27 protein-coding genes are annotated in these 25637 nt (G+C 45.3%); 17 read left to right on the top strand and 10 right to left on the bottom strand.

Annotated features, from left to right (window positions below; genetic code table 11):
* Positions 1 to 14: 14 nt before the first annotated feature.
* On the bottom strand, positions 15 to 1928 hold the full coding sequence (locus tag L5M17_RS03880; RefSeq protein ID WP_263145330.1) for an ABC transporter ATP-binding protein: 1914 nt from the start codon (positions 1926 to 1928) through the stop codon (positions 15 to 17).
* Between the two features lie 253 nt (positions 1929 to 2181).
* Between L5M17_RS03880 and L5M17_RS03875 the strand changes: the two genes are divergently transcribed.
* Positions 2182 to 2385, top strand: a complete 204-nt coding sequence (locus tag L5M17_RS03875) for a YheV family putative zinc ribbon protein (RefSeq protein WP_012088350.1) — start codon at positions 2182 to 2184, stop codon at positions 2383 to 2385.
* A 203-nt stretch (positions 2386 to 2588) separates the two neighbouring features.
* On the opposite strand, the gene L5M17_RS03870 is transcribed toward L5M17_RS03875, so the two are convergent.
* Entirely contained in the window at positions 2589 to 3002 is a 414-nt protein-coding gene (locus L5M17_RS03870; RefSeq protein WP_113939757.1) for a GNAT family N-acetyltransferase, read from the bottom strand.
* A 119-nt stretch (positions 3003 to 3121) separates the two neighbouring features.
* Between L5M17_RS03870 and L5M17_RS03865 the strand changes: the two genes are divergently transcribed.
* The 6 genes from L5M17_RS03865 (at position 3122) to L5M17_RS03840 (ending at position 9358) form a co-directional block, all read left to right on the top strand.
* The gene (locus L5M17_RS03865) at positions 3122 to 3517 is read left to right on the top strand and encodes a SirB2 family protein (RefSeq protein ID WP_006080263.1); all 396 of its coding nucleotides are present in this window, start codon (positions 3122 to 3124) and stop codon (positions 3515 to 3517) included.
* Positions 3517 to 4305 carry a SirB1 family protein gene (locus tag L5M17_RS03860; protein WP_168824767.1) on the top strand — a complete coding sequence of 263 codons (789 nt, stop codon included), beginning with the start codon at positions 3517 to 3519 and terminating at the stop codon, positions 4303 to 4305. The genes L5M17_RS03865 and L5M17_RS03860 overlap by 1 nt, the downstream gene beginning before the upstream one ends.
* A 156-nt stretch (positions 4306 to 4461) precedes the next feature.
* A complete protein-coding gene (locus tag L5M17_RS03855) occupies positions 4462 to 5709 on the top strand; it encodes a DUF819 domain-containing protein (RefSeq protein ID WP_105250145.1) in 1248 nt (415 codons plus the stop codon).
* A 58-nt stretch (positions 5710 to 5767) separates the two neighbouring features.
* Positions 5768 to 6616 carry a 3-deoxy-8-phosphooctulonate synthase gene (gene kdsA / locus L5M17_RS03850; RefSeq protein ID WP_105250144.1) on the top strand — a complete coding sequence of 283 codons (849 nt, stop codon included), beginning with the start codon at positions 5768 to 5770 and terminating at the stop codon, positions 6614 to 6616.
* Between the two features lie 188 nt (positions 6617 to 6804).
* Positions 6805 to 7677, top strand: coding sequence for a DMT family transporter (locus L5M17_RS03845; RefSeq protein WP_263139577.1), 873 nt, complete (start codon positions 6805 to 6807; stop codon positions 7675 to 7677).
* 160 nt (positions 7678 to 7837) lie between these two features.
* A complete protein-coding gene (locus tag L5M17_RS03840) occupies positions 7838 to 9358 on the top strand; it encodes an EAL domain-containing protein (protein ID WP_263145326.1) in 1521 nt (506 codons plus the stop codon).
* A gap of 83 nt (positions 9359 to 9441) precedes the next feature.
* Here the strand turns inward: L5M17_RS03840 and L5M17_RS03835 are convergent, their stop codons facing one another.
* From L5M17_RS03835 to L5M17_RS03820, 4 genes are all read right to left on the bottom strand, one after another.
* Positions 9442 to 10755, bottom strand: coding sequence for an ammonium transporter (locus tag L5M17_RS03835; protein WP_263145324.1), 1314 nt, complete (start codon positions 10753 to 10755; stop codon positions 9442 to 9444).
* The gene (locus tag L5M17_RS03830; protein WP_105250140.1) at positions 10752 to 11090 is read right to left on the bottom strand and encodes a P-II family nitrogen regulator; all 339 of its coding nucleotides are present in this window, start codon (positions 11088 to 11090) and stop codon (positions 10752 to 10754) included. Before L5M17_RS03830 ends, L5M17_RS03835 begins: the two co-directional genes overlap by 4 nt.
* A gap of 350 nt (positions 11091 to 11440) precedes the next feature.
* Positions 11441 to 12397: a ketopantoate reductase family protein gene (locus L5M17_RS03825; RefSeq protein ID WP_263145321.1), complete on the bottom strand. Its 957-nt coding sequence runs from the start codon at positions 12395 to 12397 to the stop codon at positions 11441 to 11443.
* A 50-nt stretch (positions 12398 to 12447) separates the two neighbouring features.
* A complete protein-coding gene (locus tag L5M17_RS03820; RefSeq protein WP_105250138.1) occupies positions 12448 to 12810 on the bottom strand; it encodes a VanZ family protein in 363 nt (120 codons plus the stop codon).
* Between the two features lie 155 nt (positions 12811 to 12965).
* Between L5M17_RS03820 and L5M17_RS03815 the strand changes: the two genes are divergently transcribed.
* The gene (locus L5M17_RS03815) at positions 12966 to 13451 is read left to right on the top strand and encodes a YajQ family cyclic di-GMP-binding protein (RefSeq protein WP_006080274.1); all 486 of its coding nucleotides are present in this window, start codon (positions 12966 to 12968) and stop codon (positions 13449 to 13451) included.
* Positions 13452 to 13572: 121 nt separating this feature from the next.
* Here L5M17_RS03815 and L5M17_RS03810 read toward each other — a convergent pair whose 3' ends face one another.
* The 4 genes from L5M17_RS03810 to L5M17_RS03795 all read right to left on the bottom strand — a co-directional run bounded on the left by L5M17_RS03810 (position 13573) and on the right by L5M17_RS03795 (position 16848).
* Positions 13573 to 14988 carry an AmpG family muropeptide MFS transporter gene (locus tag L5M17_RS03810; RefSeq protein ID WP_263145319.1) on the bottom strand — a complete coding sequence of 472 codons (1416 nt, stop codon included), beginning with the start codon at positions 14986 to 14988 and terminating at the stop codon, positions 13573 to 13575.
* A 285-nt stretch (positions 14989 to 15273) separates the two neighbouring features.
* Positions 15274 to 15594 carry a hypothetical protein gene (locus L5M17_RS03805; RefSeq protein WP_028761869.1) on the bottom strand — a complete coding sequence of 107 codons (321 nt, stop codon included), beginning with the start codon at positions 15592 to 15594 and terminating at the stop codon, positions 15274 to 15276.
* A 73-nt stretch (positions 15595 to 15667) separates the two neighbouring features.
* Entirely contained in the window at positions 15668 to 16252 is a 585-nt protein-coding gene (locus L5M17_RS03800) for a peptidylprolyl isomerase (protein ID WP_028761870.1), read from the bottom strand.
* A gap of 29 nt (positions 16253 to 16281) precedes the next feature.
* Entirely contained in the window at positions 16282 to 16848 is a 567-nt protein-coding gene (locus tag L5M17_RS03795) for a YajG family lipoprotein (protein ID WP_105250136.1), read from the bottom strand.
* A 227-nt stretch (positions 16849 to 17075) separates the two neighbouring features.
* Here L5M17_RS03795 and L5M17_RS03790 point away from each other — a divergent pair, with 227 nt between their 5' ends.
* From L5M17_RS03790 to L5M17_RS03750, 9 genes are all read left to right on the top strand, one after another.
* On the top strand, positions 17076 to 17600 hold the full coding sequence (locus L5M17_RS03790; RefSeq protein WP_411568932.1) for a porin family protein: 525 nt from the start codon (positions 17076 to 17078) through the stop codon (positions 17598 to 17600).
* Between the two features lie 215 nt (positions 17601 to 17815).
* Positions 17816 to 18847: a DUF2804 domain-containing protein gene (locus L5M17_RS03785; RefSeq protein ID WP_168824786.1), complete on the top strand. Its 1032-nt coding sequence runs from the start codon at positions 17816 to 17818 to the stop codon at positions 18845 to 18847.
* 131 nt (positions 18848 to 18978) lie between these two features.
* Complete coding sequence (locus L5M17_RS03780; protein ID WP_263145315.1) at positions 18979 to 19845, top strand: sterol desaturase family protein; 867 nt, start codon at positions 18979 to 18981, stop codon at positions 19843 to 19845.
* A 169-nt stretch (positions 19846 to 20014) separates the two neighbouring features.
* A complete protein-coding gene (locus L5M17_RS03775) occupies positions 20015 to 20653 on the top strand; it encodes a hypothetical protein (RefSeq protein WP_063883553.1) in 639 nt (212 codons plus the stop codon).
* A gap of 447 nt (positions 20654 to 21100) precedes the next feature.
* A complete protein-coding gene (gene mpl, locus L5M17_RS03770; protein ID WP_263145309.1) occupies positions 21101 to 22495 on the top strand; it encodes a UDP-N-acetylmuramate:L-alanyl-gamma-D-glutamyl-meso-diaminopimelate ligase in 1395 nt (464 codons plus the stop codon).
* Position 22496: 1 nt separating this feature from the next.
* On the top strand, positions 22497 to 23156 hold the full coding sequence (locus tag L5M17_RS03765) for a flavin prenyltransferase UbiX (protein ID WP_028761725.1): 660 nt from the start codon (positions 22497 to 22499) through the stop codon (positions 23154 to 23156).
* Positions 23157 to 23163: 7 nt separating this feature from the next.
* Entirely contained in the window at positions 23164 to 23694 is a 531-nt protein-coding gene (gene hpt, locus L5M17_RS03760; protein ID WP_028761726.1) for a hypoxanthine phosphoribosyltransferase, read from the top strand.
* 202 nt (positions 23695 to 23896) lie between these two features.
* Positions 23897 to 24835 (top strand): ABC transporter ATP-binding protein, encoded by a 939-nt coding sequence (locus L5M17_RS03755; protein ID WP_028761727.1) that lies wholly within the window; start codon positions 23897 to 23899, stop codon positions 24833 to 24835.
* Positions 24832 to 25602, top strand: coding sequence for an ABC transporter permease (locus L5M17_RS03750; RefSeq protein ID WP_006080287.1), 771 nt, complete (start codon positions 24832 to 24834; stop codon positions 25600 to 25602). Before L5M17_RS03755 ends, L5M17_RS03750 begins: the two co-directional genes overlap by 4 nt.
* Positions 25603 to 25637 lie beyond the last annotated feature (35 nt).

The raw sequence follows: 25637 nt of genomic DNA, 5'->3' as shown, positions 1-25637 counted from the left end.
AAAGAACGCTGGAGTTATTGTTGCTCCATGACCTCTTGCTCCATTGCATCTATCTCTTCTTGCAACTCGAGCCATTGCATTTCACTGTCTTCTAAGGTTTGCGTCAAGCTCGTTCGCTCGGTTAATACCGAGGTTAGCTTGGCTTTGTTATCTTGATCATACAATTCGCTATCGGCCAGCAAGTGCTCTAGCTCGGCGAGGCGTTCGCTCAGCTTTTGTTGCTCGGTTTCTAACTTAGTTTGTTTGCGCTTGAGCGGCGATACCTTTTGGCGGATCTCGGCCTCGAGGCGTTTCTGTATCTTCTTATCGGCCGCAGGTTTGATCTCGTCACTGGTGCTGTTTTGATTCGAGTTGGCTTTCGCCGCATCGAGCAACCATTGGTGATAATCGTCTAAGTCGCCGTCGAAGGCGCGTACTTCACCTTGATCCACCAGATAGTAATCGCTACAGGTTAATCGTAGTAAATGCCTATCATGCGAGACGACAACCATAGCGCCTTCAAAGGTTTGCAATGCCATTGTCAGGGCGTGGCGCATCTCTAAGTCTAAATGGTTGGTGGGTTCATCGAGCAGCAATAGGTTAGGGCGTTGCCAAACTAATAGCGCCAGTACTAAACGGGCTTTCTCGCCGCCAGAAAAGGGTCGTACAGGTGAGAGCGCCATATCGCCATTAAAGCCAAAACCGCCTAAGAAGTTACGCAACTCTTGCTCTCTGGCATTGGGTGCCAGACGTACTAAATGCTGCATCGGCGTGTCGTCGAGGCGTAAAAATTCGATTTGGTGCTGTGCAAAGTAGCCGATATTGACGCCAGGATTAGGTTCATACAAACCTGTCATTGGCGATAATTGGCCCGATAACAGCTTGATTAATGTCGATTTACCTGCACCGTTACGGCCGAGTAAACCAATGCGCGCACCCGGCACTAAGTTTAAATGCACCTTGCTAAGGATTGGCTTATCGCTATAACCGATCGCGACTTGCTCCATCTTAATCAGCGGATTGGGTAGGGCTTCTGGAGCACGAAACTCCATATAAAAGGGGCTATCGGCTTGAGACGGCAACAACTCAGTCATGCGCTCTAGTGCCTTTAAGCGGCTCTGCGCTTGTTTGGCTTTACTTGCCTTGTAACGGAAGCGGTCAACGAAGGACTGCATGTGCGCACGTTCTTTTTGTTGACGTTCGAAGGCAACCTGTTGCTGCGACATACGTTCGGCACGAATGCGCTCAAAGGCACTGTAATTGCCTTTGTAGAAATTGAGTTTTTGATTTTCAACGTGGACGATTTCATCAACGATTTCATCGATAAAGTCCCTATCATGGCTGATTAAAATCAGCGTGCCTTGATAGGACTTAATCCAACCTTCGAGCCAGTACATGGTATCTAAGTCCAAGTGGTTGGTCGGTTCGTCGAGGAGTAATAAGTCAGAGCGGCACAGTAGCGCTTGGGCTAAGTTGAGGCGCATACGCCAACCACCCGAAAAGCTTTTGACTGGATTGCTTTGCTCGGCTTCACTAAAGCCCAGACCCGCTAACAATGAACCCGCGCGCGAATGAATCGCATAACCACCGATAGCGTCGATTTTGCCGTGTAAGAGTGCGATGGCATTGCCGTCGTTATCTTCTTGGGCCTTGTGTAATAGGGCTTCTAATTGACGATATTCGCTATCGCCATCGATCACATATTCCAGTGCCGAGACGTCGAGCGCAGGGGTTTCTTGGGCCACAGTGGCAATTTGCCAGCCAGAAGGCAGACTAAATTCACCTTTATCTAGGCTTAAGTGACCTAAAATTAATGCGAGCAGTGAGGATTTGCCTGTGCCGTTAGCACCGACTAAACCGACCTTATGGCCGGGATAAATCGTGAGAGAGGTCTCATCTAGCAGGGTTTTGCTGCCACGGATTAATTGCGCTTGGTTGATGCTGATCATTAACTACAACTTGGTTAGAACGTAAATTCGTCAGGGCACAGATAATAGCGTACAACCCAGTTTCAAACCACAGCCTGACCCGATAACTCGGACAATTATTCGACTTTTCAGGACGATCTTCAGTGAATCGCATCACATCGACCTAAGGCCTCATACTTTCAGGTAACACTGGCATTCAATCATCAGTGTGGCAAAATAGCGGCAATTTCTTCGGCCGAGTCCCTTGGCCCTGCTATCTGGTCCTTTATCTATTATGACAAACACTAAAATCAAAAAGCGTTTCGTAGCCGGTGCTAAGTGCCCAAAATGTAGCGCCAAAGACAGCATTTTACTCTACAAGGAAAACGGCATCGAAACCGTTGAATGCACAGAGTGTGATTACCGTGAACAGCAAACCGATGAAAAGGTCACAGAAAAAGCCACCGGTGCTGTGATCGGCGTGTTTAAACCGGATTAGGTTGAAGATTTAATTCAATTGGGTTGCTTCGGCTGAGGACGCCCTGTCCTATGTCTTATTTTTCCGTTTGTAGCTTTGCGAGTAAAAGGTGCGCAAATCATTAACCACTCGCAATTAGCTCAAGTTCATTGAAACGGTCTGAGTTAGATATCAGAAATGGTAGCCTAAGCATTGGGTACGGTTATGACCGCTTACCTTAAACATCACAAGACTTTTACCATAAAGAATTTACTGCCGGTTTCTGGGTAGGCTTGTTGTATCCACTGCACGCGATAGTCGTGGCGCTCATAAAAGGGCTTAGCTTGAAAATCTAAGGTATCGAGTAGGGCAAATTGGCAGCCGCGTTCTTTTGCTTGGCTTTCTGCGGCTAACAATAAGTGCGTGCCTATACTTTGGAGTCTTAAAGAATCATCGACCCACAGATAATCGATTAACAACCAATTGCCGAAGGTTTTGCCGCTTATTCCCGCTAACAGTTTACCTTCGGTATCTTGTAATTTGAGGCCGAGATTTTTACGGCTAAGCCCCTGCCATTGGACTTGGTTGAACTCGACAATTTTTTGTTTTATAGCGTCGGCGAACTCGGTTGATTCATCGTTAATTAAGCTTAAATTCATCGTCACTTCTCGTTTGATTTTTTATGATGTTAGCTCTGAATATCTAGGCTGATAGGCATTGGTATGCCGCCAAGGATTAGGGTAAACTAGCGCCTTTGTCACTGGCCATAAGTATCGTAATGGAAACTTTTTACAGTCTATATCCTGCGGTTAAACATCTGCATTTTACCTTTATCGCGTTGAGCGTGTTACTGCTTACCGTGCGCTTTGTCCTGCATCTGCGCCAATCGGCTCTGATGGAGAAGAAGCTGCTCAAGATAGCGCCCCATGTTATCGACACTTTCCTACTGCTGTCGGGCTTAACTTTGTGTTTTATGATCCAGCAATTTCCTTTTGTGGATCCTTGGATGACCGAAAAAATCGGTGCTGTAGTTGCTTACATTGTCCTAGGCGCCATTGCCATAAAAGCGAACAGAAACAAATTGTTCAAAGTGTTTGCTTACTTAGGCGCGATAGGTTGGTTGGTTTATGCTGCTAAATTGGCTCATTTTAAACAAGCGGTATTATTGGGTTAATGGGTAACTACACTCTGCAAGATGGCATTTCATTGCCCGAGTCGGCATTGGATGTAGGTGCGCACCTTGGATTTTCTAAACTTGAAGCCGCTAAATGGGCTTGGTTTGAAATGGCGGGAGCCGTATTAACTCATTACTTGGTTGATCAACAACAGCGTTTTAATGCGCTGTTGCATTGGTTTTACGAGGATTTAGGTTTTTGTGTTCGTGAGAACTACTTCAGTACCGAGGCGGCAGATTTAGGTACTTGCTTAATTAGTCGCCAAGGTAATAGTACTACGCTGGCGACGGTATTGATGTTGCTTGCGAAGCAGTTAGATCTTGAATTCGAACCCATATTGCTACCTGGCAATACGGTGCTGCGTTGTAAGATTGGCGGCGAAGTGAGTTATTTGGATCCTTTAACGGGCAAGGAACTCACCCGTCACCAGTTGCACGTGTTAGTGCGCGGCGAGTTAGGTAATGCTGCTGAGCTTAAGGCAAGTTACTTAAAGCCTGCAACGGTGAAAAAACTGCTGACGCGTATGCTGCATGAGCTTAAGGCGGGTTGCATAGTGTCGCATCAATTTGAGGCAGCGATGGAGTGTTGCAGTCTGCTGTTGCAATGGCATGTTGACGATGTACATTTGAATCGTGAGCGGGCATTTATTGCACAGCAGTTGGGTTGTATTAATGTGGCCGCCGCCGATCTGCAGCATTTTGTTGATAATAGTCCTCACGATCCCGTGATCGAGATAGTGAAGATGCAGCTCAAAGAATTAAACGAACACGCCGAGGTTTATCACTAAAGCAGAGCCTTTCGGGGCTCTTCTTATTTATTCAACTTTTATTAACGAATTCAATCCGCAAAAATAATAACACTGGGCAGATGGAAGTTTGACCCAGGGACTTAAAAGTTAAGTCTCTAATAAAAATAATAACTGTATCAACAGGGAGAAATTAGCATGACAAGCACGGCTTTAGTGACGAACGATGCCACGGCGTTAGGAATACTCGCGACAATTCTAGGTTTTGTATTTTATACCAGTAGCAGTAGTCATCCTTTTTGGCAGAAGTTTTATCGTTTTATTCCCGCCCTTTTATTGTGCTATTTCTTGCCATCGTTATTGAATACCTTTGGGGTAATCGATGGTAATACCTCACAACTGTATTTTGTGGCATCCCGTTATTTGCTGCCAGCTTGTTTAGTCTTATTGATTTTAAGCGTTGATTTAAAAGCTATTTTAAGTTTAGGGCCGAAAGCTTTGATCATGTTTTTAACTGGCACTGTCGGTATCGTTATCGGCGGCCCTATCGCCTTGTTGCTGGTGTCGGTTATTGAACCTTCTTTAATTGGGGTCGATGGCCCCGATGCGGTATGGCGTGGTATGACGACCTTAGCTGGGAGCTGGATTGGTGGCGGTGCAAACCAAGCTGCAATGAAAGAAATTTATGATGTGGGCGGTAATATTTTCTCTGTGATGGTGACAGTCGATGTGATAGTCGCCAATATTTGGATGGCAGTGCTGCTGTTCCTAGCCTCAAAAGCGAAAGAGATCGATGCTAAAACCGGTGCGGATACTTCTGCAATTGAAGCGTTAAAAGATAAAGTTGAAAAGTATCATGCTGAAAATGCGCGTATTCCTAATCTGCGCGATCTTATGCTGATTGTCGCTGTAGGCTTTGGTATCACAGGTATTGCTCATATCGCCGCTGATTTTCTGGGGCCATTTTTTGAAGTGAACTATCCTTGGACCGCAGATTACAGTTTAACCTCTAAATTCTTCTGGTTAGTGGTGATAGTCACAACGATTGGTTTGGCGATGTCATTCAGCCCAGTGCGTCATTTAGAGGCGGCGGGGGCATCAAAAGTGGCTTCAGCCTTCCTTTACATCTTAGTTGCGACCATTGGTCTACATATGGATGTGAGTAAGGTGCTCGATACGCCATTGTACTTTTTAATTGGTATTGTGTGGATGATAGTTCACGCAAGCTTTATGTTATTGGTGGCTAAGCTGATTAAAGCCCCGTTATTTTATATGGCCGTAGGCAGCCAAGCGAATGTGGGTGGCGCTGCGTCAGCCCCTGTAGTTGCGGCGGCATTTCACCCCGCTTTAGCACCAGTGGGCGTACTGTTAGCCGTATTAGGTTATGCGTTAGGAACCTATATGGCATGGATTTGTGGTCAAATTTTACAGTTAGTTGCGGTATAACCGCCTTAGCTCCTATTCACCGCTGGGAAAGGTTCCAGCATTTTAGAGAGAAGTTGCGATGAGTAATAAAATCATAAACCTAGGTTCAATCGAGATTGCCAACGATAAACCTTTCGTGTTGTTTGGTGGCATGAACGTGCTTGAGTCTCGCGATCTCGCTATGTCGATTGCTGAAACCTACGCCGAAGTGACTCAAAAGCTGGGGATCCCTTATATATTTAAGGCGTCTTTTGATAAGGCGAATCGTTCTTCGATTAACTCTTACCGCGGTCCAGGTATGGAGGAAGGCTTAAAGATTTTTGAAGAGATTAAAAAGACCTTTAATTTACCTTTGATCACCGACGTGCATGAAGTGCATCAGTGTGCGCCAGTGGCAGAAGTAGTTGATATTATTCAGTTACCTGCATTTCTAGCACGCCAGACAGATTTGGTTGTCGCGATGGCAAAAACTGGCGCTATCATCAATGTGAAAAAGCCACAGTTTTTAGCACCACATGAAATGCGCCATATCATCACTAAGTTTAACGAAGCGGGTAATGACGAGATCATCTTGTGTGAACGTGGTTCAAGCTTTGGATATAACAACTTAGTCGTTGATATGTTGGGTATGGACGAGATGAAGCAATCTGGCTATCCGGTGATTTTCGATGCGACCCATGCACTGCAACGCCCTGGTGGTCGTGCCGATTCAGCGGGTGGACGTCGCGCACAGGCAACCGAATTAGCGCGCAGTGGTATGGCGCTGGGTTTAGCGGGTCTATTCATTGAGGCGCACCCCGATCCTGATAACGCTAAGTGTGATGGCCCATGTGCGCTGCCTTTGCATCAGTTAGAAAATTATCTGAAGCAAATGAAAGCGATCGACGATTTGGTTAAATCCTTCGAGCCAATCGATACCAGTAAGTAATCGCAAGCTAAGACTTAATGAATTAGTGACTTAATCCCAAAGCCTCGACTCGTTCGGGGCTTTTGTTTTTCAGTCGAGGAATGTGATTGGTATAGCCCCGTAGCTATCTGAAACATTAATGTTTTATGATGGGCTTTGCCTAACAATCTTGTTTTTATAGCCGACCAGATTCTTTACGGAATACCTTTATGTGGATCTTACTCACTTTGCTGGCGGCATTTATGCAGGCTTGGCGTAATGCGTTTCAAAGCCAGCTGAGTAAAGAAGTGAGTGTTGCGGGCGTGACCTTAGCGCGTTTTATTTGGGCTGGGCCGATTGCCGCAGTGTATCTGGCGAGCTTATATCTTTGGCAGGATGTCGGAATCCCCGATTTTAGCGACCGTTTTATCGGTTTTATTCTCGGAGCATCGGCGATGCAAATCCTCGCGACGGGCTTGATGGTGAAATTGTTCAAGCAACAGAACTTTGCCGTTGGTGCTGGGCTAGCCAAGAGTGAAGCCGTGGTCGCTGCGATCTTAGGCACAGTGTTTTTTGGGACGCATTTATCCCTTTTAGGTTGGTCGGGAGTGTTGTTGGGTGGTGTGGCAATTTTTCTCATGAGTGCCAAGCAAGGCCTGCGAAGCTTGTCGCTCAATACGGTATTGATTGGTTTGGCTTGCGGTACTTCGTTTGCGCTGACATCGCTTTGGGTACGAGAAGCGAGTTTATGTTTGAATGTGGGTTTCCCCCATAGCGCAGCTTGGGTGTTGCTATTTGTGATAGGCCTACAAACTTTGCTGTTAGTCAGTTATTTGTTGCTTAAGGATAAATTTACGCTGATAGCATTATGGCAACGACCTAAGTTGACTTTACTGACAAGCATCGCCAGTTGTTTAGGTTCTATCGGTTGGTTTAGTGCTATGTCGTTGCAGGCTGTGCCCTATGTTAAAACTTTAGGTCAAGTTGAAGTTTTCTTTATGATCTTGATTGCCACCTTTTGGCTGAAGGAAAAAGTAAAGATAAAAGATATGCTAGGGTTAGTCTTGATCGCTATCGCCGCTATTTTGGTGATGTGGGAATAGACTAAATTAATAGAAGGTGTGATGGTTTTTTAGACTAAAATAGAACTCGATTCAGTGTGTTTATATCAAGCAAACATTCGCTGAGATACAAATATACACACGTCTTGCTCCATAGATTTTGATACCATTTTTAACCGAGCGCTGTGCGAGTTAAGGATATATGCGAAAAAAATTAGCAAAATTAAATCTGTCATTATGGCAATGGCTGGCAGTCATATTGTTTCCAATTGGAATTGCTGCTGTCGCAAGTTATCTCTCTGCACAGTATTTTGTTGAAGATAAAGTCAAAGGTGTTGGGGCTATTTATGTGAGTCATATTGATACTTTGGTGTCCCATGCTAATGAAATCAGCCATTATGCATTGGCATTGAAGGATTCTGAGTGTCAAGAGTTATACAACTATATGTTGTTCCAACCCTACTTTCGCTCGGCTTTAATATATGATTCACAACATGTTTATTGCTCATCTAAAACCGGTGATATTGATACTCCCCTGAGCATTGTTAGTGCTACCGAAAATCTTGAAATATCTAACCAGTTTATTATTACGGGCACGCCTTTTATGCCTGAGGTGCCGGCGATAGTGTCATCTAAATGGGACCCTAAATCTAAACACGGCGCCGCTGTGATTATTGAAGGGAAATATTTAGTAGATTCCTTTGTACAGCCCGATGTGTTTCCCAGCGCAGTTATCAATGTCGCTTTATCCATCAATGGTAAAACGATTCCTGAATCACTCGGATTTATCAAAAATGAGGTAATGACTTTAGATTCTGATGAGCACAATTTTTCAGTGTTACTAGAAATGTCACCTGCTTTTTTTAGGCATTTTTTTTGGATATTTTTTGCCATCTCATTACCCTTTAGCATTATTTTGATTACGGGTTCTATCTTGTTTGTGCTCTATTCACGGTTATCTCGTCACTCCCTTGCTGATGATATTCGTAGCGGGATAGAGAACGAAGAGTTCTTTTTGGTTTATCAACCTGTGATCTGCGCTGAGGACGGCAAGGCCAAAGGAGTCGAGGCATTAGTGCGTTGGCAGCACCCACAAATGGGCTTAGTACGGCCTGATTTGTTTATTCCTATCGCCGAAGAGAGCAAGTTGATTGTTCCATTGACCAATTATATCTTCGAAAAGGCATTAAAAGATTTTGCTAATATGAAGGTTGAATCGGGCTTTAGAGTCGCATTCAACGTGGCGCCAGAGCATTTTACCCAAGATGATATCGAGTCGAAATTTATTCATCTGCGGGATTCTTTGGATCGTATTGGCGTTAAGCCTTTAATCGAAATCACCGAACGGCAATTATTAACGCCGGATATTTGCCAGCGCATTGAAAGCTTACGCCAGTTGGGGATTTTAGTGGCTATCGATGACTTTGGTACTGGGCAAACAACCTTATCTTTGTTACAAACCATGCCATTGGATTACTTGAAAATCGATAAATGCTTCATCGATACCATAGGGCAGGACTCCGTGACTTCCCACGTACTCGATACCATTATTGAGCTCTCCCATAAGATGAATTATGTGGTGGTGGCTGAAGGGGTTGAAACCCAGGAGCAGGCAGATTATTTGACCAGTCGCCAAGTCCATTTTTTACAAGGTTATCTCTTTGCTAAGCCCATGAAGCTGGCGGATTTAAAGTTATGGTTAGTCGAACATTTCAAAAAGTAGCATCATGATGTAAGTCTGCCATAAGGGCGCCTTGGTACCCTTATGGCTATTCAACTGTCTTAACTAAAGGTTCGAGGTTCTGATTAAAGGCTATAACCCGTTTCTTCGTGTTCCGATAAATCTAAGCCGTTAACTTCTTGCTCTGTGCTGACGCGAAGGCCGCCAAGTAGCTTACGGATGATCACAAACAGCAACCAAGTGACCACCGCAGTATAAGTGAATGTCGCCGCAACCCCGATAATCTGTACCCCAAGTTGGTCTATCATAGTGTCGTTCACGGCCGCAAAACCGTAGCCGCTAAAGACGCCTAATTGGGTCGAGCTAAATACACCCGCCAAAAGGGTACCAAGAATACCGCCGACACCGTGCACGGGGAAAACGTCTAAGGAGTCATCGATTTTAAGTTTCTGTTTGATATAAACCGTTGAGTAAAAACACACGATTCCACCGAGTAAACCTATGACTAAGGCGCCTGCTGGGCCAACATAACCAGAGGCGGGAGTGATAGTGCCTAAGCCCGCTACCATGCCTGTGACTATGCCAAGGGCGCTGGGTTTACCAAACTTAATCCACTCAATTGCCGCCCATGTCATCGCGCCCATAGAAGCGGCGAGATGAGTGGCTAGAATCGCCATGGCTGCGGTGCCATTGGCACCGAGCGCACTGCCGCCGTTAAAACCGAACCAACCCACCCACAGCATGCCCGCACCTGTGACAGTCATCGTCAGGTTGTGCGGCATAATGGCCGAGTTTAGAAATCCTTTGCGTGGACCTAGCACTTTAGCGGCCACGAGCGCAGCAACCCCTGCGGTGATATGCACCACGGTTCCGCCCGCGAAATCATACAGTCCTAGCTGTGCTAACCAGCCACCACCCCAAACCCAGTGGGTGATCGGCGCATAAACCAGTAATAACCAAGCACCTGAAAAGATAAGCACAGCTGAAAACTTCATTCGCTCGGCAAAACCACCGATGATTAAAGCTGGCGTTATGATGGCAAAGGTCATTTGAAATAGCATAAACAGCGGCTCGGGAATATCCCCGCTAAGACTATCGCGACCAATACCTGACAGTAGTGCTTTGTCTAAGCCACCGATGAAACTGTTACCTGTGTCGAATGCGAGTGAATAACCTAGCCCGAACCATAAAACTGAAACAAGGGCGGCAATAGAGAAGCATTGCATCAATATTGAAAGCACGTTTTTACTGCGAACTAAACCGCCGTAAAACAAGGCTAATCCTGGCAAGGTCATCAACAACACTAATGCGGATGAGCTTAAGATCCACGCTGTATTTGCAGCGCTAAATTGACCATCATCGGCGACGGCATTCGTCGCCAATATACTGAATAACATCAATAGGTATTTAATACTGAGTCTGAAGCTCACTAGCATCATAGGGCATCAACTCCTTCTTCCGAAGTGCGAATGCGCACCACTTGTTCTAACGAAGTCACAAAGATTTTGCCATCACCCACTTTGCCCGTATGGGCTGCAGCAATAATGGCATCAATAACAGCATCTTCTTGATCGGAATGAATGGCAACTTCGAGTTTAATCTTAGGTAAAAAGTCCACTGCATATTCAGCACCACGATACAATTCCGTATGGCCCTTTTGGCGGCCAAAACCGCGCACTTCAGTGACAGTCATGCCATGGACGCTGAGCTGAGTTAAGGCTTCACGTACATCGTCTAATTTGAACGGTTTAATGATAGCGGTGACCAGTTTCAATTTTCTCTCCAACAAGCTGTAGACTCAATTTATTGGAATAAAGCAGGAATTAGGCCATATAGATAAAGCATTTATTATCATTGCGTTAACATTAAAATGCACCGAAATAGCTTAAAATTTTGATGCAAAACGGTGCAAAGCAAAGTTAATCTGCCCTGATTTGGTGCGTATTTTTGGTGCAAGGTAAATTTGCTTGACTAGCATGAGTGCAGCAAACGCCGAGTGAGTATGGCGCTAGTGTAATTTGCGTTTTAATGCGGTAAATAAAAAGTGGGGATTTAGCAAAGAATTAAAAATTATATAGATTAAACATGATGTTATATTTAGTTTTGTTATGTGAGTTTTCTTGCTTAAGCTTCTAGCTGTTTGACGCGCGCCCAGAGGTCAGCATTAACTGGCGCACTTAAACCGTGCGCTCGTGCACGCTCACAGATATAACCATTAATTTGGTCTATCTCAGTTCGTCTTTGGTGTGCAATATCTTGGTGCATCGATGAGAAATTCCCCGCAGTGAGGCGGATCACCTGATAGACCCTGTCGTGTAACAATTGTTTATCTAGAGGCACGCCCTCGAGTGTGGCAACCGTGACTAACTCGTCGAGAATGCCTTTAATCATGTCACTAAAATCTGGCTCGGCGAGTGTGCCATTAGGACATTGATATAGTGCTGTAAGCGGATTAATTGCGGCATTAACGGCGAGTTTCTGCCATAGACAAGGCACAATGGCATCCACCCATTCACTGTTGGGGATAGCCGTCAGTAAAGCATTGCGATAATGCTCAGTGAGCTCTGTACCTGCAAAATGCCCAAATTGAGTTAGCCCTTGTCCAGTTTGCCTAATTTGCCAACTGGCTTGACGTAACACCCCTTGGGAAGTTGTCCCTAGGCTTAGCCCTCTGCCATCAGCTTGCGCATCAATTAGCGGCGCTAGGGCTAAATGAGGTCCCATTCCATTGTGTAACAACAAAATGTGGCATTGTCTGGGCAGTTGGTTAAGTAAGGGCAAAAGTGCATCGAGCACTTGATAGGCTTTGACGCAGACAATCACGAGGCGGATATTATCGAGCGCATTGGCCGCTAAGATAGGCACAGAATACTGGAGTGCGTGTGTTTTCTGTTGATTATCATTGGCCGGCGCTAATGGAGTGACGCTAAGTGTCTGCTGTATAGATGCAATTGAATCGCGGCCGATAAGACCAACACCCATGCCCGCTGTAGTCAGTTGGTGGCAAATAAGCTGCCCAACGGCACCAGCACCTAAAATCGCAATATCCACCACGCGATTTATGTTCACAGCATGAGTCATATGTGTAGCCTTAAGGTATCGGTCATCAGTACCAGTTTGAAGCGCCTGAGTTAATCTTCTCGCAATTGCGCTGCGCGGAAGTATTTACCATAGGCCCAATTGCAAAAGTAAAACAGTGCAATACCCGAAAAGTCGGCAATAACGTCACCCACAGAAGCGCTACGGTAGGGCAAACGTGATTGCACTAACTCAATTAAAATGGCGTAGCTTGCCAGTGTGAGAGATAACCAATACCACTTAGGTTTGAAAGCAAGATAGGTGAGATAGGAGAGGCAAAAAAAGCTCCCAAGATGGCCGACCTTGTCGATATTCGGAATACTTTGCGAATAGGTTGGTCTGGAAAATACCAGATAACTGATCACGACAAAGGCTACGGCTAAAGCCAGCTTAAATAGGGTGTTTTTAGTTATCACAAATATGTTTGTATTAGCTTAGAGTGGGGCAATGATAGGAAAATGTGTGGCTAAAGTCACCCATGATTACGCTTTTATTCTAGGCTTTACCTTCAACTTAGGCCAGTGTGTGGGTAAACTAGCTGCATATTAATTTGATATGGGACATAAAAACTATGCCTTCAATGGATATTGTGTCAGAAGTGAATGAAGTTGAACTGCGTAATGCGGTTGATAATACTAAGCGTGAGCTGGCGACACGTTTCGATTTTCGAGGTAAAACGGCTGACGTGGAATATAAGGACCATGTGGTCACGTTAACCGCTGAAGATGACTTCCAATGCCAACAATTAGTGGACATTTTACGTATGCAACTGAGCAAACGTAATGTGGATCCGTCTTCGATGGAAGTCGATGAGAAAGCCATCCACAGCGGTAAAACCTTCTCCCTAAAAGTGAAGTTTAAAGAAGGTATAGAAACCTTAATTGCTAAAAAACTGGTCAAGCTAATTAAAGACAGCAAACTTAAAGTGCAAGCGTCTATTCAGGGCGAGAAAGTACGAGTTACAGGTAAAAAACGTGACGATTTACAAGCTGTCATGGCGTTGGCACGTGAGTCTGAGTTAGGCCAGCCTTTCCAATTTGATAACTTTAAAGATTAATCGAGCAGAATTGGTTTAACGTGATGCAGTATCGCGTTTGCCATTTCGTCTTTAAATGTAAAAGCCCTCACACTAAGGTGTGAGGGCTTTTTTATATTGATGACATAAGTGCTATGAGACCTTAATCCGATTTTGTTGGTGCACTTTTTGATGAATCATCCATTAATGATGTGCTTGGATGCGGCGCATACTTGTTGACTAAGACAACCAAAAACAACACCGGAAAGCCAATAACACTGGCGGCGACAAAGAAGTTCACATAACCAAATGCGTCGACATAAGCGCCCGAGAAGCCCGCGATAAATTTAGGGAAAAGCAACATAATCGAAGACAGTAAGGCATATTGCGTTGCACTGTAGCCGTTGCTAGTGAGACTCGAGAGATAGGCTATAAATGCCGCCGTGGCTATCCCAGCGCTGAAGTTATCCACGGAAATAGCAAAGGTTAAAAAGGGCACGTTGTAGCCAATCACTGCCTGCCATGCGAATAGCAGATTGGTTACGGCAACCAGTAAGGCACCGAGGAAAAGGATTTTCATAGTTCCGAAGCGGGCTAACAAAACACCGCCGAAGGCTGCGCCGACTAAGGTCATGATCAGGCCATAGATTTTACTCAAATAGGCAATTTCTTCCTTAGTGAATCCCATGTCCACATAAAAGACGTTCGCCATAATCCCCATCACAATATCCGAGATCCGGTAGCAAGAAATCAGTAATAAGATAAGGATAGCGCTGCGGCCATAGCGTTTGAAAAAGTCGATAAAGGGTAAAATACTGGCCGTATATACCCAAGATATGCCCGCTGCGATAATTCTAGGATAACGTGCACTTAAGCGTTGTTTTAGCACTAATTCAGTGGCATCGGCGGCGCGGGTATCGACTTCGGGTTCGCGGCTAAAAAGCGTGGTCAAAATCCCAACAGACATCAATCCTGCCATAATCAGGTAAGAAGTTTGCCATGCCACTAAGTTGTATGCCGTGTTACCGGGTTCAACCCAAGCCGCTATCGTGAGAGCACCTGCGGTGGCGATAATCATGGCGCTGCGATAACCCACTTGATAGGCCGCTGCTAGTGCGGCTTGCATCTTTTCTGGGGCTGATTCAATCCGAAAGGCATCAATAACAATATCTTGAGTGGCTGAGGCAAAGGCGACCATTAATGCGAACAGTGCCAAGCGCTCGAGATCTTTGAGAGGGTCACTAAAAGACATGCCTAAGATGGCACCAACCAATAACAACTGAGCGAACAGCATCCAGCTACGGCGGCGGCCTAGAAATCGAGTTAGCAGCGGCAATGAAAGCCGATCGACTAAGGGTGACCAAGCCCATTTAAACGCATAGGCTAAGGCTATCCAGCTGAAATAACCGATTGAAGTGCGATCAACACCAGCTTCACGCAACCAAAAGGATAACGTTGAAAATACCAGCATTAATGGTAGACCAGCAGAAAAACCCAGTAATAACAGGATCAAAACCCGCTTGTGATAATAGACACTGAGGGCATCGAGTGAACGTTGAATAAAACCTGTTGCGGACATAGGCATGAGTCTAAGTGTTTAATCCGCTTAGCTTACGGGTAAGGTGCCATAGGGTTCAAGGGCTAATGGTATTCCTTTTACTTTGGAGTCCCGTTTAGCACTATAAGATGGTTGAATATGGCTCGAGAGTTAACTGCTTGTAGCTAAAAGTTTACCGCTTATCTTTATCGCTAGCATAGATCTTGATAGTAAGGAGAGCGTAATAATGTACACACGAGGAATTGGTTTACGAAATAAAAAAGGCCCTATTACAGGGCCATTTTTATTTCGATAGGAATGCTGAACTTAAGGTCTTATCCCGATGCATCCCTGCGGCACTCGGCCTCCTAAACTCAGGTAGTCACAGCAATCATTTACTTGCTTACGCAGATATTGATTACCGCGGATCACACAGTCAGGCCACCTGTTAAAGCTGTGGAGCAAGTGCCAAAACACTTTTTCAGTTTCAGTTTGCGCTTCGCCAGTCGAATTCAGTTGCTGCCATTCTTCTAACGTGTCCCATAAGTAAAGTTGCACTTCATGGAAGTCGAGTTCTTCACTCAAAAACGCTTTTCCATAGAAGGCGAGTTGGGGCGCTTTATTATCGATGAACTCAGTTGCCGTCATCGTTTGCCTCCTTTTTGTTTACTATCACAGTATAGATGCAAAATTAGCGCTTTTGCTCGAAATTATATTTTGATTACTGTTTTGGTAATAATTTGGCTTTTTTCAATATGATAGGGGTAACAGGAACATCGGGCCAATTGAGCTTAGTGTTAGTTCCTGTCTCAACGACAGCCATAGCTTCGAGGACGGTTTTACCTTCAATCACTTCACCAAATACGGCATAACCCCAACGACGTTTAGAGGGATCGAGTTTAGTGTTGTCGGCTACGTTAAAGTAGAACTGACGAGTGGCTGAGTGCGGCTCGTTTTCACGTGCCATGGCGATAGTGCCCATGCTATTTGTTAGGCCATTTCCTGATTCGTTGACTATCGGCTTACCCTCGGGGAGCTCTTCATACTTGGGGGTGAGTCCGCCGCCTTGCACCACAAAGTCACTGATCACGCGGTGAAATATTGTGTTGTCGTATTCGCCTTTAACGACATGAGTTAAAAAGTTATCGACAGTGATTGGTGCACGAGTTCTATCTAGCTCGACCACTATTTTGCCTAAGCTAGTATCAAATTCGACTCTGGGATACAAGGTATCGGCCTGAATGTCGAGTGCGAGGCTATGATGACTCATAAAGATGAGTAAGAGGGCTGATATCCAACGGAGCATATTGATTTCCTTATAATAAACTGACGCTGTTATTTTTGTAGAAACTGATTAAGCTCAGGATCGTTTAGAATCTCGCCGGTAAGTTGGCCGAGCAATTTGTTCATATCCAGTTCTAAGGTTGCAAAATCGGGCGTTAAAGGACCTTTTAAAGTGCCTTTGGCTTTATAGCGTTTTACCAGCTCTTGGGTGGAATTTTTGGCTTGAACTGCGATTAACACACTGTGTTTTGCCTCATAGCCAAAGGTCTTTTTAGTGATATCCATTTGCAATTCTTCTAATTGAATTTGCACTGAATTAGTTGCGCTTGGGTCGATTTGGTAGCCCGCTTGAGCAAAACCTGCGCGGAATACTTCATCGAGTAACAGTTTAGGCGGTTCGCTCGGGCCAACTAAACGTGTTTTTGTCCCTTCTTCAATAAAACGAGCAACATAATCGACTGTGCGTGTATCTACCGTTTCAAGAGCGATAGGTACAAGTTGCGCCGTTTGTTGGCTGATATTGGGCACTTGAGGGCTGAAAGCCATATGAGTCGGATTTTGGCTGGCACAGCCCGCGAACAGCAGGGGGAAAGTCAAGGTCAGTAATAGCCGTTTCATGGGATCTCTCGTACAAGTAAAAGTGGCTACAGCATACCAGAAATCACTTTTGATGCCACAGAACACCGTGATTCAGTTGAGGTACAGCTTTTATTGCTAATATCTTGTGCTCATTATTCACATCCGTGTTTTCTGTGCATTCACATCATTTATTCGCATAGTTACAAGGCATGGAAGGCAGGTTAAATATGGAAAAAATATCATTCACTTCGTTATTTGTTGGCCTGATGCTGGCGTCAGGCATGATGAGCTCCAATGTGCTCGCGGGCGATTCTGCCCATATACTGGGTGGTAGTTTAGGTTACGGTACCCAAGAATTTGAAACTAAGAACGGTAAATATGATGCGGGTGACACCTTAACCAGCGACTTATATTACCGCTATATGCTCAACGAGCATTTTGGGTTTGAGGCGGGTTATTTAGCGGGTTCAGGTGGGGTGGCGAGTGCGCTTGTTAGCGTCATCAGTGAGATAAAAGATTTACGTTACCAAGGTGTTAGAACCGCCGCTTACGCTGAATATGCTTTGTCTCGTGGTAACAGCTTGTATGCCAAATTAGGCGCAGCTTACACTCAAGTCAGCTATGAGATAGATAAACAAGATATGGACTCGGATGATGTAGGTTTTTATGGCGCTGCAGGCTGGCAATATCGATTTAAGTCAGGATTCGGTTTGAATTTGGAATACCAATATATCCCGATGAAAGAGCTTGAATTACAGGGGATCAACTTTGGTATTAGTTACCGATTCTAATCTTTCCTTATCCAACGATTAAAGCGCCTTTAGGCGCTTTAATCGTTTTACAAACAAGGAATTTAAAACATTAAACCGAATACTGACTGGCAACAAAATGACAACATTTTGTCCTTGCACTCTTTTAATGCAATGGGGGACAGGTTAGAGTAAAAATTCGATGTTTAGAATGAGAGAGCATAGATGCTCCCGCGTCTTTTTTGTAAGGCTTAGTCATGTTAACGATAGCAACGCAAATCGCCCCAGATAACCTGATCAATCAGAAGGGGTTACCCCATTTCGGTCATTTCGATGGCATAGTCAAAACCTTAGGTTTAGCGGACTTTGCCTATTTTGATACCATGGATAAACCTGCTTCAGCGTGGGCTAAGCATTTCGATTATAAACAATTTCAGTTTGTCTCTTTGGTCACGCCGCGTTATGTCCTAGGCATCGCGCTTGCCGATATTGCCTACGTCGGCAGTGCTTTTTGTTATTTATACGACATAAAAACCAACACACTCACCCAGCTTGATTGGCTAAAACCTTTGAGGTTTGGCTATCAAATGACACCATCGCCAGCCGAGGGCCGAAGTAGTATTGGCCGTAAAGGGGCGCAGTTAAGCTTTGAGATTGTAGAGGGCGGTTGGCGGTTAGTGATTGATACTAAAAATATTCAAGCCGATGTGACTTTACACTCAGCCCCCTTAAGTTTGCCTATGGCTATGTGTAGTCCTACTGGATACAACGGCTGGACTTACACACAAAAGCATAATGGTTTGACCGTTAAAGGTAGTTTGACTGTGGGTCATGAGCCGCAGCCGCTGAATCAAGCTTTAGCAGGCTATGACTTTTCAGCGGGTTACATGCGCCGTGATACCAGTTGGCGCTGGGCGTCAATTAACGCGCGGATCCATGAGGGCATTATGGGGCTTAATTTAGCGGCGGGTGTTAATGAAACTGGGGCTACTGAAAATGTCTTTTGGATTAATGGCGAGCGTCATTTACTCGGGCCAGTGCAATTTGAGTTTGATCGCCATGCCACGCTCGGCGCCGAGGTTTGGCGAGTCTACAGTCAAAATGGCCAAGTGGATTTGCAGTTTGCGGCGCGCAATTGTCGCAGTGAAAAGCGTAATTTGCTCTTGCTTAAGAGTAATTTCCGCCAATTCATCGGTCATTTCAGCGGCACGATTACCGATAATCAAGGACACAGTTACCAGTTAAATAATGTTCTGGGGCTCGCCGAAGATCATTATGCCCGCTGGTAGCTAACGATGACTAACGGATCGCAGCTGCCTGCGTTGTGGCGTTGAATGCGGTTTATAGAATGCAGTTAGAGTTTTTATAAAAGTAACAATAAAAATAATCATAAAATAAAAATAGAACAGGATGATCTTATATGGATATCGCCTCGCTGATCCAGCACCCAGAATTGTTACTGCTGGTGCTTGCACCTTTGTTTTTCGTGTGTATTTTGCTGGAATGGTACTTTGGCGATAAAAGACAAAAGCTACCGTTAAGTGCACGTTATCGCGGCCAAGAAGTGCTGTGTAATTTCAGCCTCGCGGCCATGCACCAAGGTGCCGATCTGCTCACTGGTTTGCTGATCGCTAAGCTATATTTGGCGATGTTTGGTTGGAAGTTATTCGATATTGAAATGGGCCCATTGAGCTTTATTGCCTTGATGGTTGCGCAGGACTTTTGTTATTACTGGTTCCACAGGGCGAGCCACAGAGTCCGCTGGATGTGGGCGGCTCACGTGGTGCACCATAGCTCTGAGAATATGAATTTTAGCACTGCGTTTCGTCAGAGTTTAATGTATCCCTTTGCAGGCATGTGGGTATTTTGGTTACCGCTGGTGGTCATAGGTTTCGATCCAAACTGGGTGGTGTTTGTGGTATTACTCAATCTGGGATTGCAATTTTTTGTGCATACCCAAGCGATTAAATCACTCGGACCGCTGGAATGGGTCTTCAATACTCCATCACATCACAGGGTGCACCACGGTCGTAATCCCCAATATATAGATAAGAACTATGCGGGTGTGCTGATTATTTGGGACAAGCTGTTTGGTACCTTTGAGCCCGAGGTAGATACTGTGATTTACGGCATCACTAAGCCAGTGAATAGTTTTAATCCCTTTAAAGTGACTTTTAGTGAATGGCGAGACATGTTTGCAGAGGTCACAGCGACAGGATTGAGTGTTAAACAACGACTGCGTATCTTGTTTGCTCCGCCTTCCAGCAGTTTAAAAAGCGAGGAATAACAATTCACTGCATTTTCCAAGTTAAATAGCGCAAATGGCTAATAGAGTCTTGAATTTAGCCTTGCTAGCCTATATTCCGTTTTTTGCCACTGTTTTGGTGTAAAAATGTACAATCCCATACTTTGGTGGTACTTTTTGGGGTAAGGAATTTAACTCGGGAGGACTTATCATGATGGATGAACCTCGATTATCCGCGGAGGAGCTTGCTTGTTTTAGCGAACTTTTTTCGCCGACTCGTGTGGGCACTGCCTTGACTAACGATCCCCTGGTCAATCATGTGCTCACAGTCACAACTGAAGTGCCGCAAGTTATCGCCTCGATTCTCGGCAAGGCAAAACTCACTTTATTGGCCGAAGTCGGACCCTATAAACTCTGGTTTCCGCTACTGATGAAAGTGGATGACTTTGGACAGTTTCAACCCACTTTAGGTGTACCTGAAGTGCTAGATGCCTCGGGAGTGGAGCGCAGTTGGCGGTTAACTCAAGCCGATGATGTGTGGATATTCGACCACGATCAAGGTGAGCAATGGTCTGTTGCCTCGCTATCTAGTTCTGGCATGGCCATTCGTGCTAAATCACAGCAGCAATTTAAACAATTGTTAGGCAGTAAAGACTTGCAATTACAATTGCCCAATGGCGAGACTATGCGCGTCGATATCGAGCCTATTCGTAGCGAGAAAGGTCTGGCCTTCGTTAAGTTTCAGGCCGAAACCGAAGAGCGTGAAGCGTTACGTCAATTCTTATTTAGTCGTCACCGTAGCCAGCACGCTCAGCTCTACCGTGACTTACGCTATACCCAAGCAACCTGAAGATACGAGTTTCAGAGCGCCTAGGGTGCTTCAATTCAAGGCGCATCAATGACAGAATGTCGGCCACCTTTTGAATTGATGCAACACGGAAGTGAAGTGCCCTAGGCGCTCCGTTCCGGCGGGTTTTAACGCACTTTATGCTGCGTTGGTTATTTTTAACTTAGCTCGCTAGGTCTGCAAATAACCGCCTTGCCTAAAGTGCGTTAAACTCCCGCTGAATCCTGCATCTTCAGGTTGTTTGGGTATAGTACCCTGCATTGCGACAGTTTTCGGCCTTGTGTTAGTTGACCTGTTATCTAAAAATCTCAGTGCTGCAACTTGAATGTGAAATCCACGGATTTAAAAACTGTCATTTGCGATTGCATTGCTTTTCCCTGATTGTTACCTGCCAATCTGTCGCTCGATGGATTAGAATGGCGGTGAATTCAACACATCAGAGCGAGCGGTATGCACGTACATATTTTAGGAATTTGTGGAACCTTCATGGGTGGTCTAGCGTTATTGGCTAGGGCAAAAGGGCACAGAGTGACGGGCTCGGATGCCAATGTCTATCCTCCTATGAGCACGCAACTAGAGGACCAAGGCATTGAGCTTATTCAAGGTTTTGACCCTAGCCAGCTGGGTGAAGCAGGGCACTATCCTGACTTAGTTGTCATTGGTAATGCCATGAGCCGGGGTAATCCTTGTGTGGAAGCCGTGTTGAACATTGGCATCCCTTATACTTCTGGCCCGCAGTTTTTAGCCGATCATATTTTGCCTGAGCGTTGGGTGCTGGCAGTGTCTGGCACTCACGGTAAAACCTCGACATCTAGCATGTTAGCCTGGATTTTAGATGATTGTGGTTATGAGCCTGGGTTCTTAATCGGTGGCGTACCGCAAAACTTTGGTGTGTCGGCACGTTTAGGCAAGACCGCTTTCTTTGTCGTTGAGGCCGACGAATACGACAGTGCCTTTTTCGATAAACGTTCGAAATTCGTGCATTATCATCCGCGTACCTTAGTGATCAACAATCTTGAGTTTGATCATGCCGATATTTTTGCCGATCTGGCTGCGATTCAAAAACAGTTTAACCACTTAGTTCGCACCGTTCCAGGTGAAGGCAAGATCATTTGGCCCGCCGATTCCCATGCTGTTAAGCAAACGATTGATATGGGTTGTTGGAGTGAGCAAGAAACCTATCATTTAGCCGAATCGACCAGCGGTTGGTATGGCAAAGCGTTAAGTGATGATTGCCATCGCTTTGAAGTGTTTTTTGATGGTGAGTCTCAAGGCATTCTCGAATGGGATTTGATTGGTCAACATAATATTGAAAACGCCATAATGGCTATTGCTGCCGCACGCCACGTGGGCGTTAAGCCGAGTGCTGCAATTGAAGCTTTAGCTAAGTTTATGCCACCTAAGCGTCGACTCGAATTACTCGGAACCGTTAACGGTGTGAGCGTATATGACGATTTTGCTCACCATCCAACGGCCATTGCGACCACGTTAAAAGGTATGCGGGCTAAGGTTGGGCAGAGCAAAATTACTGTGGTACTCGAGCCGCGCTCAAATACCATGAAGAGCGGTGTCCATAAAGACACCTTAGCTTTTTCTATGATGCAAGCCGACGAAGCCTTTTTATATCAAGCCGATACCATTGACTGGAATATGAAAGAAGCTATGGAAGCGGCGGTGATCCCTGTGACTGTGTTACATCAAATTGATGATGTGGTCGCCAAAGTCGCAGCAACCGCCAAAGCAGGCGACACCATAGTGGTGATGAGTAACGGTGGTTTTGGTGGGTTACATAAGAAGCTGCTGGCCGCATTAGAACAGGCTTCAACTGTAGAGCAGGTTAGCTAAGATGGCCTACGCAAAGTCGACTAAGGCGATTAGCTTAGCTTGGACGGGCGCCTCTGGTGCTCCCTATGGACTTAAGCTACTCGAGTGTCTGTTGGTATCGGGTTATCAAGTGTTTTTGATGATCTCCAGTGCCGCTCGAGTGGTATTGGCGACGGAACACGGCTTACAGTTAAGCGCCAACAGTGACAAAGCCCATGCCCAGCTGTTGGCTTTGCTGCACGAAAAAGGCGTGATTATTGCTGGCGAGCTAGTGGTATTAGGCAAAGATGAGTGGTTTTCACCGCCTGCATCGGGTAGCGCTGCACCTAAACAAATGGTGATTTGTCCTTGCTCAACGGGGACGTTAGCGGCAGTTGCTACCGGAATGAGTAATAATTTACTCGAACGCGCCGCCGATGTGGTGATTAAAGAGCGCGGTCAGCTTATCCTAGTACCGAGGGAAACTCCTTTTAGTGCCATACACTTAGAGCATATGTTAAGCCTTTCTCGCCTCGGCGCGACCATTATGCCCGCCGCACCCGGCTTTTATCACAATCCCAAATCGGTTGAAGATCTGGTAGACTTCATGGTCGCTCGAATTCTCGATCATTTGGGCGTTGACCATGCATTAACGAGTCGCTGGGGTTATGACAAACAGTCTAACCGCGACCTCGACAATTGAGACTTATATGAAACACACCACCGAAGTGATGATCTCTGCAGAAGAGATAAGCCAGAAATTGGATCAAATGGCAGAGCTAATCAATGCCCATTATGCCCACAGTGAACGTCTGCTGATGGTCGGCTTGTTAAAAGGCTCAGTGGTCTTTATGGCAGACCTGTGTCGCCGCATTAAAGGCCATGTTGAAATCGATTTTATGTCGGTTTCCAGTTATGGCAATACTATGACCAGCTCACGGGATGTGAAAGTGCTGAAAGATGTGCAATCAGATATCGCCGGTCGCGATGTGCTGATTGTGGAAGACTTGATTGACTCAGGTAACACCTTAAGCAAAGTGCGCGAGATGTTGTTACTGCGGGAGCCTAAGAGTCTTGCACTGTGCACCCTGTTGGATAAACCTGAGCGTCGTGAAGTGGATGTGAAGGTCGATTTTATCGGTTTTACTATCCCTGATGAGTTTATCGTAGGTTATGGTATTGATTATGCCGAGCAGTATCGCAATCTACCTTATATCGCCAAAGTCGTACCACTCGATTAAGTGTCCGATACAGTTTAAAACTCCCGCAGCAGGCGGGAGTTTTGCTTTTTGCGGCTATATAAAAAATATAAATGATAGAATCATTAAAGATTTTTTTTCAATCAATTAGCTATTTTTTTGCTTTAGTTCTGCAACCCATCATTGTAATTGTGTTTTTTAGCACCATCTTATTACTTTCTAATGTGTAAGGATCGGTACAAATATGGCGAATATTACCCATGCTCTAGTACTCGAAGGGCTTAAAAAAACCTATAAAGGCGGCGTAGAAGCGGTTAAAGGCATCAGCCTTACCGTCAATCAAGGGGATTTCTTTGCCTTGCTCGGCCCCAATGGTGCTGGTAAATCCACCACGATTGGTATTATTAGCTCCTTAGTGCAGAAGAGTTCAGGTACGGTCAAAGTCTTTGATTATGATATCGATAAGCAGCTAGAACACGCCAAACTCTGCATTGGTTTAGTGCCACAAGAGTTTAACTTCAACCAGTTTGAAACCGTGCTGCAAATTGTGGTGAATCAAGCGGGTTACTATGGTGTGCCAAAACCTATCGCCCTTGAGCGTGCCAAAAAATACTTAAGTCAACTGGATCTGTGGGAAAAGCGCAATAGCCCTTCGCGGGAATTATCCGGCGGCATGAAGCGACGGTTAATGATTGCGCGCGCGCTGATGCACGAACCTAAATTATTGATTTTAGATGAACCTACCGCAGGTGTGGATATTGAACTGCGCCGCTCTATGTGGGAGTTTCTCAAACAAATAAACCAGCAGGGCGTGACGATCATCCTGACCACTCATTACCTTGAAGAAGCGGAAATGCTTTGCCGTAATATCGGCATTATTGATAAAGGTATTTTAGTGGAATGCACTAGCATGAAGGCGTTGCTGAGTAAGCTGAATATGGAGACGTTTATTCTCGATCTTCGTCGCGATACTGAAACGGCCCCCGTGCTCGATGGCATGGCTTGTCGCTTAACCGACTCTCATACCTTAGAGGTGGATGTAGCGAAAGAGCATAATCTTAACGATGTTTTTAGCCAATTGAGCGCAGCTAATATTGAAGTGCTATCGATGCGTAACAAGTCTAATCGGTTAGAAGAACTCTTCGTCGAACTCGTGAAGAAAACTCAGGGAGCCTCAGCATGAATCAGCTCTACTTTATTGCCTTTAAAAGTATTTTAAGTAAAGAGATCAATCGTTTTACGCGAATTTGGATCCAGACCTTAGTCCCGCCAGCGATTACCATGACCTTGTATTTTTTGATTTTTGGTAACTTAGTCGGCAGCCGGATTGGAGAAATGGGCGGCGTATCTTATATGGAGTTTATCGCCCCTGGTTTGATCATGATGTCGGTGATCACTAACTCTTACTCGAATGTTGCTAGCTCATTTTACAGTGCCAAGTTTCAACGTAATTTAGAAGAGCTGATGGTGGCACCTGTGCCCCATTATGTGCTGATTGCTGGCTACGTAGGCGGCGGCGTGGCGCGCGGTTTGTGTGTTGGCCTGATAGTGACGTTAGTGGCCATGTTCTTTGTCGACATTAGCTTACATCACGCAGGTTTAGTGGTGATGACGGTATTTTTAACCTCAGTGCTATTCTCATTGGGTGGCTTAATTAACGCTGTTTTTGCCAAAAGCTTCGACGATATCAGTATCATCCCCACCTTTGTGCTTACCCCATTAACTTACCTTGGCGGCGTATTTTATTCCCTGTCACTCTTGCCCCCATTTTGGCAAGGCGTGTCGGCACTTAACCCTGTGGTCTATATGATCAACGTGTTCCGCTACGGCTTTTTAGGCTTTGCCGATATCAGCGTGCCATTATCCATCGCCATTATGATCGGTTTCTGTGTCGCACTTTGGACCTTAGCGTATTACTTAGTCTCGCGCGGAATAGGCCTGCGTTCCTAGACATATTTCTTTAGAGCGTAATAGAAAAAGGGAGC

This window comes from Shewanella sp. SW24 (assembly GCF_025653395.1).
In the GTDB taxonomy this organism is placed as follows: domain Bacteria; phylum Pseudomonadota; class Gammaproteobacteria; order Enterobacterales; family Shewanellaceae; genus Shewanella; species Shewanella oncorhynchi.
This window is presented reverse-complemented; position numbering and strand designations above follow the sequence as displayed.

Excerpts from the sequence above, each read along its gene's own strand:
- L5M17_RS03880 (WP_263145330.1), bottom strand. The coding sequence starts at position 1,928 with ATGATCAGCATCAACCAAGCGCAATTAATCCGTGGCAGCAAAACCCTG.
- L5M17_RS03875 (WP_012088350.1), top strand. The coding sequence starts at position 2,182 with ATGACAAACACTAAAATCAAAAAGCGTTTCGTAGCCGGTGCTAAGTGC.
- L5M17_RS03870 (WP_113939757.1), bottom strand. The coding sequence starts at position 3,002 with ATGAATTTAAGCTTAATTAACGATGAATCAACCGAGTTCGCCGACGCT.
- L5M17_RS03865 (WP_006080263.1), top strand. The coding sequence starts at position 3,122 with ATGGAAACTTTTTACAGTCTATATCCTGCGGTTAAACATCTGCATTTT.
- L5M17_RS03860 (WP_168824767.1), top strand. The coding sequence starts at position 3,517 with ATGGGTAACTACACTCTGCAAGATGGCATTTCATTGCCCGAGTCGGCA.
- L5M17_RS03855 (WP_105250145.1), top strand. The coding sequence starts at position 4,462 with ATGACAAGCACGGCTTTAGTGACGAACGATGCCACGGCGTTAGGAATA.
- kdsA (WP_105250144.1), top strand. The coding sequence starts at position 5,768 with ATGAGTAATAAAATCATAAACCTAGGTTCAATCGAGATTGCCAACGAT.
- L5M17_RS03845 (WP_263139577.1), top strand. The coding sequence starts at position 6,805 with ATGTGGATCTTACTCACTTTGCTGGCGGCATTTATGCAGGCTTGGCGT.
- L5M17_RS03840 (WP_263145326.1), top strand. The coding sequence starts at position 7,838 with ATGCGAAAAAAATTAGCAAAATTAAATCTGTCATTATGGCAATGGCTG.
- L5M17_RS03835 (WP_263145324.1), bottom strand. The coding sequence starts at position 10,755 with ATGATGCTAGTGAGCTTCAGACTCAGTATTAAATACCTATTGATGTTA.
- L5M17_RS03825 (WP_263145321.1), bottom strand. The coding sequence starts at position 12,397 with ATGACTCATGCTGTGAACATAAATCGCGTGGTGGATATTGCGATTTTA.
- L5M17_RS03815 (WP_006080274.1), top strand. The coding sequence starts at position 12,966 with ATGCCTTCAATGGATATTGTGTCAGAAGTGAATGAAGTTGAACTGCGT.
- L5M17_RS03810 (WP_263145319.1), bottom strand. The coding sequence starts at position 14,988 with ATGTCCGCAACAGGTTTTATTCAACGTTCACTCGATGCCCTCAGTGTC.
- L5M17_RS03805 (WP_028761869.1), bottom strand. The coding sequence starts at position 15,594 with ATGACGGCAACTGAGTTCATCGATAATAAAGCGCCCCAACTCGCCTTC.
- L5M17_RS03800 (WP_028761870.1), bottom strand. The coding sequence starts at position 16,252 with ATGCTCCGTTGGATATCAGCCCTCTTACTCATCTTTATGAGTCATCAT.
- L5M17_RS03795 (WP_105250136.1), bottom strand. The coding sequence starts at position 16,848 with ATGAAACGGCTATTACTGACCTTGACTTTCCCCCTGCTGTTCGCGGGC.
- L5M17_RS03790 (WP_411568932.1), top strand. The coding sequence starts at position 17,076 with ATGCTGGCGTCAGGCATGATGAGCTCCAATGTGCTCGCGGGCGATTCT.
- L5M17_RS03785 (WP_168824786.1), top strand. The coding sequence starts at position 17,816 with ATGTTAACGATAGCAACGCAAATCGCCCCAGATAACCTGATCAATCAG.
- L5M17_RS03780 (WP_263145315.1), top strand. The coding sequence starts at position 18,979 with ATGGATATCGCCTCGCTGATCCAGCACCCAGAATTGTTACTGCTGGTG.
- L5M17_RS03775 (WP_063883553.1), top strand. The coding sequence starts at position 20,015 with ATGATGGATGAACCTCGATTATCCGCGGAGGAGCTTGCTTGTTTTAGC.
- mpl (WP_263145309.1), top strand. The coding sequence starts at position 21,101 with ATGCACGTACATATTTTAGGAATTTGTGGAACCTTCATGGGTGGTCTA.
- L5M17_RS03765 (WP_028761725.1), top strand. The coding sequence starts at position 22,497 with ATGGCCTACGCAAAGTCGACTAAGGCGATTAGCTTAGCTTGGACGGGC.
- hpt (WP_028761726.1), top strand. The coding sequence starts at position 23,164 with ATGAAACACACCACCGAAGTGATGATCTCTGCAGAAGAGATAAGCCAG.
- L5M17_RS03755 (WP_028761727.1), top strand. The coding sequence starts at position 23,897 with ATGGCGAATATTACCCATGCTCTAGTACTCGAAGGGCTTAAAAAAACC.
- L5M17_RS03750 (WP_006080287.1), top strand. The coding sequence starts at position 24,832 with ATGAATCAGCTCTACTTTATTGCCTTTAAAAGTATTTTAAGTAAAGAG.